At 52.8% G+C, this 13,371-nt stretch carries 6 protein-coding genes; 2 read left to right on the top strand and 4 right to left on the bottom strand.

What is annotated here, in order from left to right; all coding sequences use genetic code 11:
- Positions 1-463: 463 nt before the first annotated feature.
- Together GT409_RS06565 and GT409_RS06560 are read right to left on the bottom strand one after the other, a co-directional pair.
- The gene (locus GT409_RS06565; RefSeq protein WP_160628140.1) at positions 464-640 is read right to left on the bottom strand and encodes a hypothetical protein; all 177 of its coding nucleotides are present in this window, start codon (positions 638-640) and stop codon (positions 464-466) included.
- A 266-nt stretch (positions 641-906) separates the two neighbouring features.
- Positions 907-3,228 (bottom strand): LamG-like jellyroll fold domain-containing protein, encoded by a 2,322-nt coding sequence (locus GT409_RS06560; RefSeq protein ID WP_160628138.1) that lies wholly within the window; start codon positions 3,226-3,228, stop codon positions 907-909.
- Between the two features lie 281 nt (positions 3,229-3,509).
- Here GT409_RS06560 and GT409_RS06555 point away from each other — a divergent pair, with 281 nt between their 5' ends.
- The gene (locus GT409_RS06555; protein ID WP_160628136.1) at positions 3,510-5,885 is read left to right on the top strand and encodes a hypothetical protein; all 2,376 of its coding nucleotides are present in this window, start codon (positions 3,510-3,512) and stop codon (positions 5,883-5,885) included.
- 759 nt (positions 5,886-6,644) lie between these two features.
- The gene (locus GT409_RS06550) at positions 6,645-7,166 is read left to right on the top strand and encodes a DUF2726 domain-containing protein (protein WP_160628135.1); all 522 of its coding nucleotides are present in this window, start codon (positions 6,645-6,647) and stop codon (positions 7,164-7,166) included.
- A gap of 188 nt (positions 7,167-7,354) precedes the next feature.
- Here the strand turns inward: GT409_RS06550 and GT409_RS06545 are convergent, their stop codons facing one another.
- Positions 7,355-9,370: a DUF2264 domain-containing protein gene (locus tag GT409_RS06545; RefSeq protein ID WP_160628134.1), complete on the bottom strand. Its 2,016-nt coding sequence runs from the start codon at positions 9,368-9,370 to the stop codon at positions 7,355-7,357.
- A 172-nt stretch (positions 9,371-9,542) separates the two neighbouring features.
- Positions 9,543-13,250: a DUF1961 family protein gene (locus GT409_RS06540; protein ID WP_160628132.1), complete on the bottom strand. Its 3,708-nt coding sequence runs from the start codon at positions 13,248-13,250 to the stop codon at positions 9,543-9,545.
- Between the last annotated feature and the right edge of the window lie 121 nt (positions 13,251-13,371).

Below are 13,371 nucleotides of genomic sequence, written 5' to 3'. Positions count from 1 at the left end.
TAATTTTATTTGCTTAATGATTTTATTTACAGCGGTGTTTATCACATCAGCTGATAGCATCAGGGATTTAAGGAATTAAAATCTATTAACTGTGAGCAATACCGACAGCGCGAATCGTTTCCAGGCGCTGGAATTTTATTCACGATTTTCCAAACTCTGAAAACGATCGTGCGAATCGGCTTTTCCGTCAAGAACCGGGAAGGACGGATCGCCACGCCGTCCGCTCCCTCACACTATGATGCTCGGAACAGACGCCGCTCCCGGCGGTCACGTCCTGCCCTTGGCAGTTTCATCCATCACTCAGATATTAACGTTCGGTAACTGCTGTTCTGCAGGCGACCCGTTCGCACAGGCGAACGGCTGCAGCGATACTCCAACATTCTGACCTGAACCTCAGATCAAACAGAGGAAATGCGACCGAACAAAGAGACGCCTTTTCTCTGCTGCCGAAACTGCAAACAGCTTACTCGCTGAGAGTCAGCTTTTTGCCGGAATCAATCCACTGCTGCAGAATAATTTTGCAGTACTTGGACTTACTGATATGCATTGACGATGCGCGTTTTTCCAGCTCATCCGCCATTTTCTTATTCATATTGATCCCGATGGTCTTCGTGCCTTTTCCAATAGGATTCGTAGCCATAATACACCTTCCTTTCTCACAGTCCTTATCAGGCTTCACCTGAAGCATGAAGATCTGTGCCTTCCTTGCGTCTATTATATAATATTTAAAAGTATCAGCGTCTGTAATTTGCGCAAAGTGAGGGCCCTATATGCGACAAAAGTGATCGGGCAGGATATGTATCATTTTTCTTCGGCCTGATGCAGAAAAAAGTTCCGGAGGAACCGGTTCGGAAATCATGTTTTTATAAGAAACGCTCCCGGAGGCCGCGCTCCCCCCTTTCAGGCTTAAGGCCGGGTGACACGCGTGCGGTAAAAAGCGCTCGGAACATCGTTCGTGTCGATGACTGACAGGTCCGCGCCGGTTCCCTGCTCGTTTTCAAGCATTGGAATCCAGCTGCCGGAAACGAGGTTGGTGGAGCGATCCACACCGTAGAACCGGTTACTGGCGGTGCCAAACGAAACGGTTTTCCAATCATTGGAAAAAACCAGATCAGCCCGAAAGAAATCCGTTCCAAGGTTTGGATCCGTTCCGGCGATAAATTCTTCGCGGTTGGTGCGACCGTCCCCGTCGGGGTCGGCGGTTTCATCGCCGGCACCATCAAGAATCTGCTGCGCGGTGAACTCACCGTCGCGCCAGGTTTCGTAGCCGTCAAAGCGGTAGGCAATCACTTCATAAGGATCGAGCGTTGTACTGAATGATCCGCCGGATGCCGGGGTTTCCAATCCTTGGAAAAGGTCGGTGCGTGGAACATCAGGCACACCGCTGAAGGTGAGCGTTACGGCCTGCGTGGCGGAGTTAACGGCAAACAGGTACTGCTGGCCGAGGTATTGACGGAGCGCGTAGGTGACCGACGGATAACTGTTGGTGAATGTGCCTTCGGAGGCATTGGGTGTGTAAATCAGCTCCAGTTCCGCCGGGCCGGAGGTTACGGTGTGCGTGACGCCGATCACTTCGGTTCCGTACAGAAAGACCGGAGCAAAATTTTTGTCCAGATTGAGGTCGGCCGCGACCGAAAGATAGCCGTCGAAATAAGCCTGGAAGTCGTCTTCAAACCCGGAGCGCGGCCGGAAGCCGGACCAGACGTTGATGCCCTTGCCCCCCAGGATCAATCCCATGTAGGCATCGTGACGACACCAGTCGTCGATCAGATGTTCTTCACCTTCGGCGGCATCCCAGGCCATCCAGAGCATGATCCACGGCACGGCATTGCTGTTGACCGCGGCGATGGCCCCGAGCTCCTGCTCGATAGACCAGCGCGCCCAGATGCGGTTGTTTTTAAATTCACCACTGTTGACCGCCTGAACATAGGTGCCTTTGGCGCAGATATCCTGATACGGAAGCGTGATGGACAGGTTGGCTGCGGTGCGGTTGTTCTGCTCATACATCATAAGCGGTCGGTCAAAGGGATCATACGCATGAACCACCGACGAGATCAGTTCCAGATAATGAACTTCCTGCGCATCATAGAAGAGCACTTCTTCCGGATGCAGATCCCACATGGCAATGTTCGGATTATAGCGAACCGCGGTTACCGCTTTGATCGCATCGGCAATAATTGTTTCATCTGACGGCCACACAAATCCGGAATCGTGCATTTGAGAGGTGGAAAAATCCGACATACAGGCCGGACGGACTTTATAGGAAATATTCACGCCGCGCTCATCCGCCCAATCGTAGTAATATTGCTGATTGCTGAGGGAGCCATAATACGGACCCATTCCGGTTGCGCCGTTGGCGAGTGCATATTCGGTGTCCGCATCCAGTGTTGAATAAAAGCTGAACCAGAATTTTTTCCCGGCCGGATAGGTGGCCCGGAACGGACGAACCGACGGCTTAAACTCATAGGCAACCCTGCTGATCCGCACGTCATCAATCATTCCGTCAAGGCCGTTGTAGTTGCTGACGCAACGCTGGCCGATTGCCAGGGTGCGCGTATGGTTGATAATGGACCTGCCGGCAAATTCCCTGGCAACCAGCTCCTCGCCATTGACATACATCCGGGCGGTGTCGTCCTCCGCATTCCAGGTTGCCGCAACGTGATACCAGACTCCGGTGAAGGGGATCCATGCAACCGTTACGGGCATGGTGTTGGTATCTGAATCGCCAAAAGCGGACTTCAACTCTCCGGCATCATACCACAGGTCATAACCGCCTTTGCTGGACCAGGCGTCCCCTTTCGAAATAAGAAACTGTCGCGACGTATCGTCATTAAAAAGCACCCAGCATTCTATTGTTAAACTAGGATCGGGCTCTGACGGGAAAATACTCGCGCCGTTCCATGTTGAACATTTTGAAGCGATATCGGAGCCGCCCGGCACCTGCAGCCCGAAGCCTTTCCGCCCGCCGGCATCGAACGCGCAGGTTGCTGTCGAAACAGGATAAGTTGCATCCCATGTCCGATCGGACTGATCCGGAACAACTGCTGAATAAACAGAGGCGCCATTGGTATAAACCGACGACTCATCAAACGAATAAAACGCCAGTGTATTAGAGGAGGATCCGTCATAACTTCCCCACCATTGCGTCTGGGCCATCACTGCTGCTGCGCCCATTAAAACGCTGATGAAAAGCGTCTGTTTCCATCTAATTGGTGTCCAACTTCTCATTTAAATCTCCGGGAAACGGTTTCGTCTGTCCTACGCTGATAGAATATCACAGCCGAGATAAGAACCTACCCGAGATCAGCGCAATCCCCTTGTATTATTTGCGACAGGGAGGATCCCGCACGGCGCAGAACCATGTCGCAAATTGGGAGGCTATATTGCGCACATTACCTCTACGGAATCATGGCAAGGTGCGATACAAATTTAAGTGCAGAATGAAGCGAAAATAATCCTCGAATCAGCGCGGGGAATCTCTAAACGCAGCGACAAAAAGGGAGAAAAAAATGAAGACAATCATACGCAGACAAACCGTGGCAATCATCATTGCTGTCGCAACAGCATCTGCCATCATGGCTGCTATCACTCCGACGAGTGATGACTTCAGCAGCGACACATCCAGCAGCTGGACCAGCGTTGGAGCCGTTATAACAACTATCGCATACGACAGCACAACCAGCGGCGACTACGATGACGGTGATCCGGCCAACAAACTGGCCTATACTGCCGGCATGGTTCTCACCGGCGACGGTATTTCTGACCTCGACGGCTCTGGAGACGGCGGGCTGCGCTTTGATACTCAAGATGCGGTTTCGGCCAATGAAGCGATAGCCCTCACTATTTCCGGAACCATGGAGAAAGATCGCGTCATCTACTTTTCGGGAAGTGTTTATAACGACGATGGCAGCTATTCAAACTATAAAGCCCAGCTTTGGAATCTAACCGACAACACTCTATTGGCAGAATCTTCTATTCTGAACGTCAGCGGAATCAATCATGTCGCTTATGTGCCTGTTGATTTCAGTGTGTCATACAAGGTCACTGCCAATGATGATGGAGACACACTGCAGATCCGCTTTGTGGAAAGCAACGATTCCGCTTCTCGAAATATCTACCTGGACAACTTCTCCGTCACCACAGTGCCGGAAACGCTCTATGCGTATGAAAGCTTCGATACCACGGCCACCAACGGCACCCGACTGATCGACCTCGGAATCACCGGATACGGCTTCTCGGGTTATACAAACACATACGGTCAGATGATCATTTTCGACGGGCTCACCTACACCGACGCTCTCGGAAACGAACTCCAAACCACCGGAAAATCCGGAGGCATGACCAACCTGCTCGGCGGCACCCAGAATGCTCAACTGATGCTCTCCGACGCAATCGAAGGGTCGGGAAGCGGAAAGGTCTACATGAGTTTCCTGCAGCAGATTGACTCCGCCAATTCCTGGGGAATGGCCGCCGGCCTCTACAACACCGTCGGCGACGCCGGCAGCTCACCGGGAACCCCGGTCGCCACCTGGCGTTCCACCTCCAGCAACTTCGGAATCTTCGGCAACGACGGGATCGACATCCGCACAGGCCCAAGCTCTCTTCTCGCCAGCAACCTGCTGTTCTTCGTTGTCACCGAGATAGACCTCGACTCCGGAACCATGACTGCATGGATTAACCCCACAAACCTGACCGACGTCTCAGGCTCCGCGACATGGACAATGACCGATTCAGCAGACAGCGGCAGTCTCATCGACATGAATCTGTTCACTTTGTCACGTAAAGCCGGCTCTGAGAAAGTGGATGAAATCCGCATCGGCAACACCTTGGATGTAGTCGTACCGGTGGTTGATCCAGGCGTACAGACCCTGACGTGGACCTTCAACGGTGATTTCGATCCCATTGCGGAAAACATTGCCCAATACGATTATACATCCGATCAGGTATACGTCGGGAGCAACGCCGTTGCCAACACGCTTGCCTTCAACGGCAGAAGCTCCGGAACCGACTACTTCATTGTCGATAAAGGTACCGGCCATGAAAAAGCGCTGCTCGTAAGAACGATCAACACAGCAAACACGGACTTCGGTATCTATGTACAGAAGCTCGACTTCCGGCTCAATAACATGAACAGCTCCAATCAAACCCGGGTCAGCTGGTCGTTCGATATTCTCGGCACCGATCATGCAGGCATTGAGCCAACCAACTGGACTGTAAAAATCAATACCGGAAATTACAGCAAAAACATCAGTGTATCCGACGGATGGTTCGGAACCAATACCTCAGTTACAGCACAGACCTTTGACTTTGTTGATGATGACTCCACATGGACCACTGTCACCGGCTCGTATGTAATCGCTGTCGATCAGGCCGGATCGGCCGGCGGCATCCAGATCAGCACCGACACCGGCGGCTACACCTCTGCTGACGGTATTGTCCTCGACAACATTCAGGTCACGATCGAAAGCATTATTCCGGTATACGACAGTGCTCTTGAAGCGTGGGCCGCCGGATTCGACCTGTACGGTGACGATGCCCTGCCCGGGAGTGATGTCGAGCCGGACGGACTCGACAACCTGATGGAATACGCCCTCGGCGGCGACCCGACTGCGGATGATGCATCAAGCGTCAAGCCTGCCACATTTGTGGCAACAGAAGGCACAACCAATTGGTTCTACCATGTCCACAACGAACGCACAGACGACCCTTCGCTTACATTTTCCATCGGCACGGAAACCGACCTGGTGAACGCACCAGTCTGGAACACCAATGATGTGTTCAACGCAGGAGAGTCTGCTGAAGTCGGCGGGTTTAAATCTGTGACCAACCGCACAGAAATGACCGACAGCACGAAATTCATCAGGCTGAAAGTTGAACAGAACTGACTCGAACAGCAACCGAATCAAAGCCCCGGCGTGAACCGGGGCTTTTTTGTTTCCACACATTGGAACCGGCCGGACCGGTTTTCGAGCGTTTCAACTTAACCTGTAGAAAAAGACTTTTTCGATATTTGGGAAGGCCTCTTTTAACATAGGTGCGGTGCCAACATAACAAACCCGCTAACCGCAAAAGAGTCGACCGCGAATAGACGCGGATGAACGCGAAAGAGAATTCCTGTAGCCGCGGGCCGCGACCGCGGAGAGGTTTAACCGCGACAGAACACAGAGAGCGCAAAAGTGGGAAAACCACGAATGGACACTAATTAACACAAATAGGCCGCACACCGAGGCCGAGTAATTTTTTAGCCACGAGAAACACGACAAACCACAAAAAAGACCCGTTAACCGCAATAGGTCTGGAGGGACGGTGTCCCCGCCGTCCGCTTTACGACAGCCGTTCAGAACAGCAGATTTTTAACCCCCCCGCGTCTCTGGAGCAAACAGCCGAGGAAGACCGAGAACCGAACAGTTTCCCTCTCGAAGCTTCTCTGAATCCCTCTAACGCAGTGGGTGGTAAAAAGGGATTTTTCAGCCACGAGAAACACAAAAACAGCATCTCATAATCTTCGTGGATTTTGGTGCTTTTGGTGGCGATTCATGAATGGCTCTCTTTATTGCGAATTCTGCATTTGCGGGGGATTTCCCCATAAACTCTTTTCAAAAACTCAACTTTCCTGTCTCTTGAAGAGACAGGAGATTGAACACATGTTTACAGCCGCTATAGAAGCATGGAAACCGGCCATCATGGTGTTCGGCGTGGTGGCTGTTTTGTATATCCTTCTTCAAATCTTGAACAGCAGGCCCAGACGAAAGAATTATGAATACAAATCCTGCGGAACGATTCTGACGCCTGCCGAGCAGACATTCTATAAAGCACTTAAAGAAGCCGTCGGAGAAACTGCGGGCATTTCGCTCAAATCGCGTCTGGCCGACATTCTCCAACCCGACGCAAAAGGAAAAGAACATCATGCCGCGTTCTGCCGAATTCGCAGCAAGCACGTCGACTTCCTGCTCTACGATCCCGTCACATTCCAGATCAAAGCCGCGATCGAGCTGGACGACAAAAGCCACCGCCAGCCCAAACGCAAACAGCGCGACGACTTTGTAAACCACGCCTTCCAAACCGCCGATATCCCCCTGCACCGATTTAAGGTACAAAAACAATATGACTCGCAACAGATCACGGAAAAATTAGAACCGACAGAAAACCAAAACATTAAATCATAGGTCCCTTAGCTCAAACCAAATCAAAATGAAATCTCCCGAACAAACATGGCTATCTGCCTGTTTCCAGACCTTGGAAAAAATTGTTCCAATGTTCGCAAAATCGGCTCGCAGAGCCGACGCTACAACCCGCTCTTCGTGTAGAGCTGGCTCTCAGAGCCAATCCCCCCTGAAAGAAGGAAGGCGGCAGTTCAGCCGCGCAGATTGCCTTCCACGTTGCCGTAATCAATGACAAAGCTGCGACCGTCTTTGAGTTCGAGCCGCACACCGCACGGCTGGCCGGAAGGTGCCCAGTCGAGTACTTTGAAGGCTCGGATCGGCATCAGCTCGTCGTCCGTCCAGTCGCCGTTGTCCTGACGGTGAAGCATGACGGTTATGAGGATTTCCATTCCGCCGTAGCGTTCTGTGTCCTCGCGCTCGGCATAAATGATTGTACTCTCGTCAGCCTCGGCGTTCTTTCCATGGTGAACCGCCGCCTGCAGGCTTTCCCAGCCCAGCACGGCGGTCATTGCGACTTTCCGGCCGTCAACAGCCGCCGAAATGGTTTTGTATCCTTCCACCGTTCCAATCTGCACCGCGGCGGAGGTGCCTTCCAGATGCGGAAGCGCAAAGTGACCGAGATGCAGACAATTGGTCAGCGGCAAACGAACTCGGTCCACGCGAATCACTCCGCCCGGAATGACGATGTCGGCCAGATCGATCTTCTCAATCCCTTTGTTGACCACATATCCCAGCAGGGAATTTGCGCCGCCGGGCGCTTTCATATTCAGGGTGCGATACATCACGCCATTTTCAAATTTATTGAAACCGATGGTCAGCGGCAGGCGGAAGCCTTCGGTCAGTCCATCGCTCAGCGAATAGTTGACCGGGTTACTGCCCTCCGGGTTGATGTCTTCGTAGCAATACTCGGTGTTGAAGAAAAGCTGGTTGTAATAGGGCATGTGCTGCGGAACCTTGCCGGTCAGGATCTCGGTAACGCCGGACTCACCGCGGTTAATAATCTGAATGCCGGGACCTTCGAGATCCACGGTCTCGATGCGATCGCCAAGTTCCGGCCAAAAGCCCTCGTTTTCCTCCGCGGTCCAGAAGGGAGAGTCTGCCGGCAGCGCCAGTGCCACAAAAATCTTGGCGATCCAGAACGGGCTGGCCGCGCAGCTGTAAAACTGCACCAGCGGATCGAAGGGGCCGTAATAGCCGAGACACGGCACGCCATTCACATAAAGATCATCGCGCGTCATAAACTGAAGCATATTGCCGGAAGCCAGACGCCGGGCGAAGCCGGGATTCAGCACCGGATCATTCATCAGAAAATGCGCGCCGAGCGCAGCCGAGCAGCCGAAGCGATAGATCAGGCTGCGGCCCCACATCAGCTGTTTGCCGTCACGCGAATAGAAACGCGGCCAGTTCACAATAAATTCGCGATTGCGCTGCTCGATGATTGCGGCCAGTTCCGGTTCGTGTTCATAGCCGTACCAGCGGCACCAGAGCGGCCCGTAAAAATGATAACCCCACGGATTATAAAAGTCGTAACAGGGATCATCGCTGTACCATCCGTCGCCGGTATACTGCGCCATCAGATGCTGCAGGTGATCTTTCAGAACCACCTCATTGATTTCAAAGCCGTTGACCTTGAGAAAGGTCAGCATCAGCACATTGAAGAAGCGCCAGTTATGTCCAATGGTCTGCCCGTGCCCCCAGTCGGAGAGCAGGTCGGCCACCTGCTGTTTTTCGGCATTCGTATACTGTTCCCAAATCTGCTCGCGGCACTGCATCAGGCCGACCGCCAGCGCGCCGCCTTCGACTGTCTGCTGATACTGAATTTTCTGATACCGTTCAAAAAAATCGGTAATCGATCCGACATAGCGCGAAGATTCCGGATCCGTTGCCAGCAGAATCTGCCGGGCATAGTAGTCGCGCAGATTGATTCCGTTGCTTTCAGCCGATGGATCTTCGGCAATCACCGGCGCAGCGGCCATAAAGGTACGCGCCAGCCCTTCAAACTCAGCCGCCTGATAACGGTGTTTCGGCTCGTCGGGAAGCGGATAACACACTTCCGACTGCTTGGGGATCACGATCGGATCGTCGACCGACTGAATGTGCTGCAGGACTCCGTCCACCAGATATTTCGCCGCCTGCACCCAGTGTGTGCGCGTCATCCCCGTAAGTGGACTCTTCTTAAAATCCGGATTCTTAATTTCGTAAGCCATAGATATTCCCCAAATCTGTTCTAGGAATATCCTATGAAGCTCCCCCGGTTAAAGGAACCGGCATTCTGCGCAATACTGCACCACTATTTACGACATTCAGGCCCCGGGGGTTTCGAAGGAAAGCCGGCCGACCCCCGGCTGTTGGTTTTTGTTCAACGTACGCAATGGCAATCTACTCCAAAGAGGAAACAATAAAGTTTTTGTAACGCGCGGACTTCATCCACATATGACGCAGTCCGATCCGTCCTTCAGTCACTTCAGAAATGAGCGGCGACTCCCACGCATAAAGCCGCTCCTGTCCATCCCCCTTCACATTAAAGAAAAGGCGATTCCCTTTTTTAATCGCTGTAATATGATACGTTTTTCCCGGACGAAACAGACCCGTATGGAATGAATCAGGATTGATTTCCGTCCTGGAAAACTCGCCGTCTTCCGCCTTGGGATAGCGACGGCAACGAACGTAATCATCATCCACCCCATTATCATTCCGGCCATAAGCAGCATAGCTGATGTGAAGCAGTTTCATGTTTTCAAAGTAATGCTCCATCCAGGGCTCTCTGCGGTAATCCGCCCACTTCATAATATCTGACGCGAACTCGCCGCCTTTTCCTGTCGCCTGAATATAGAGGATATTCACCCACTTATTAACTTCATCTATACGAGTGTAGTCATACTCAATCTTCACATCACCCTTGAATGAATCCTTCGTCCAAAGCACGGAGTGATGCGCGTGATTCCACTCTTCAGGCCCCGCGGAGAAAACCATTCCATCGCTGCCGTTTTCGATCGTTGCGAACTCACCGTCAAGCACCCAGTGCGTTGCCCAGTCGTCCGAACCGGCATCGCGGGAAACCGGCTTCCAGGCCAGTTTGTCCAGCTGCTCAAACAGGATCTGATCGCGATTTTCCTGCAGTTCGACACTCATGGATTTCCCTTCGATGCATTTAACCGTGAGCATTGTAAAATCATCTTCAGTGACAGTCCACGCCTCGGCTTTACCGCGCACCTTCCATTTTCCGGAGAGTTTCAGTGTTACGGGTTCTTCTTTCGAAGGGCCTTCGTAATAACCAAGCTTCTCATTGTAGATTTGACCTAAATCCGGATTGGATACCGCCACCTTCAGCAGTCCGGCCGCATTCTGTCTGATCATAACATAACACGGGGCCGAAACTGACTGCAGCAGTCCCTCGCCTGACTCACCGGCTTCGAAGCAGGCATACGCCAGTGTCTGGCTCTGGGGGTCTTTAACTATATGCGCGGCATGATCCTGGCGAAGGATTTCGAGTGACGGAATTTCTGAGATTCGTTTTTCCAACGATTGGAAATCCGTTGCGCCGATCTGCGGATACACCGCATAGGCATAGGTTGCGTTCTTCGGCGCGCTGCCGTGGTCAATCCACGCTGTAACAAAGTTGCCGGTCTGGTTCGGCCCACCGCGCCCCTGACCTGTCCAGAGTGAATATTTATTGCACGGGGAAGACTGCTCCCCGACGACTACAACCGCTTTTGATCCATCGAGAATCCTGTATCCGTTCCCGGTCGGATCCAGCAGCAACCCCGCATCATTGCAATAGGGTGCATCGCTGCGCTGGTTCACGCCGTTCTGAAACAGCGTCGTATGAACCGGCGCATCAGGGTCATCCGCTTCGATGCCTGAACCCAGGCAAAGCAGCTGCTCACCAAAACAGAAGACCGACTTGCGTGCTTTGAGGTTCCCGGGAAACGACATTTTTTCCTTCACCGGGTCAATCGTATAGCCGTCAGCCTCATTCAGTTTCATGGCCCAAACACCATCTCCGTCAAGCGCACAACCGCCGGCATACGTTTCTTCGGACTTGAACATGACCAGCAGCTTTTTCGGCTCCAGCTCAGCAAACGGCCGCTCGATCGTGGTTGCTCCCGGCGGATGGTTCCAGTCCCAACCCGGCTCATTATAACCGGCCTCTTTCTGTGTCATGTTCGGAAGGATCTGCACCACGCCGCTGGACTGATAACGCCCATAGCGGTTATCCGTCGCATAGATCTCAGACGCCCACACATTGCGGTTATAGCCCTTCATATTTACCGACCAGTCAGACCGACGATGCACGGAAAGCGCAGCATACGGAAATGTCCAATGCCCATGCGGAGGAGAAGTATCCAGCTCATATTTCGAAAACAGCTCCCGAACAGCGTTATCCTTCGGCTCACCCCACAGTCGCAGATACGTGGCGGCCACTTCCGCGTCCAGTGCCTCTTCTCCGTCCGGCGTACCGCTTAGAGCAAGCGCGAGGCAGGAATCCTTCAGCTTGTTAATATTTCCGCCCAACGGATGACGCCCCGCCTGACCCAGCCCCCAGTAGAGCGGATTGCTGTATATCGTCGATGCCATAAACGCCCGCTTGAAGTTTGCGTGTCCCGGTTCTCCGATCCGATAAGAAGTCCCCGAAAGCGCCTTAATACTGACAGGCACACGATCAAACGCACCGGTAGCGTACGCGGGATAATGGCCCCAATGGTGCCACGCCGTTCCGTCCGGCTTGAACCCTCCCTTGCTGTCGGTCATCGCCAGCGCCGCTGTCAGATGATCGGAATAAACCTTCAGCAAAGCCGCCTGACGAGACGGGTCATTGGTGAGAAATACGGACATCAACCGGAAAGCTGACTGCGTATTATAATAGTCGAGATTCGATTCCAAATGAGACGGATCCAGCATTTCACCGAAGTTCAACTGCCATAAAATGGAATTGCCGATTGCTTCAAGTAAACCGTGCTCGTGAAGAGCATCTTTCATCAGGAAGAACGACGTCTGCAGCTCGCGGGTCTGATAACCAATGTGGTGTGCTGTCCCCTGTGCACTGCCGGCGGCCCATCCCTGATCCAGATAATATTCAGAAGCACGGGCGAACAGGTCCGCCAGCTCTGCACGCTCAGGCACATTCCCGGTCGACCCGTGCTCATTCGCCAGCTTAAGCATTAACTTCCCGAAATCACGCAACTCCAGATATTGCGGTTCTCCGTGCAGTGCTCTGTCATAGCGAATTACACCAACCTGTTTACTCAGCTCCAGAGGAATCGGGGATCCCTCTGTCGCGAACACACCCTCTTCTTCAAATCTATCGCGGTAATAATTCGCGCCCCTCAAACTGCCGGCCTTCTGAAAATAAACCGTTCGAAGCCGGGCATATATTTCATCTAACTCTTCCTTCTGAACGTCAGAAATGCATGGCATCGCCAGGCGGGACAGTCTTTCCCAGTGCGGAATCTTCGGCATCCAATGGTCCCCGGAATGCGCTCCCCCTCCCTTGACAAACGGAACCTCGAGACCGGGATACTGATGGCGATCATCAACGTATTGGCTGAAAATAATATCATCCAGCCAGAGAGTCTTTGCCGACGCTGGAGCAGCAAACCGGACCGACTTGACCTCGTACGGGTTTCCAGCCGGAGGAGCGTTTCCCTCCATTTCATAAAACGGCACCCAGACCGTTCGCCACCCTCTGAAATCCAGATTCAGATCGAAGCCCAGTTCATCATTAAAATCGATACGCAGACTGCCCTTCAGGGGGGTATCGTTGTACAGAGACATCACAAATGTCGGGCTGCTCGTGAAATGTCCCCCGTACCAGGAACCGCTCTCTTCCAGCGAAAGCGAGCACACATTCTTCACCAGCAACTCCCTGCCTGAAGCACAATTCCACTTAAGTGCCCAGGCGCCGAATTGATCATGTTCACTGCTTCGTTCTACAGCACCCGTCGGACTCACCTGGAAATGCACCAGCTCCGTCTCATGCTCAAAAGAAGCAGACGCCAGCGCGGGCGCGGAATGAACCGGGGCAGCGCCCTGTGCACACACCTGCATCAAAAGCACGCCGCCAACAAATCCTCGTACACACTTCATTACTTCAACCTCCTTCACTGGAAAATCATACTGAGCATAGTCCCACTGCAGCAGCGGTCACAGCAACAAACAGACGGCTTCACATAGTCCCTTCCCTATCGTCAGTTGTTACAGGCCGGCA

The sequence above is a fragment of the Tichowtungia aerotolerans genome, assembly GCF_009905215.1.
GTDB classification, from domain to species: Bacteria; Verrucomicrobiota; Kiritimatiellia; order Kiritimatiellales; family Tichowtungiaceae; genus Tichowtungia; species Tichowtungia aerotolerans.
Note: the sequence above shows the minus strand (reverse complement) of the source record. Positions and strands in the feature narration are given on the sequence as shown.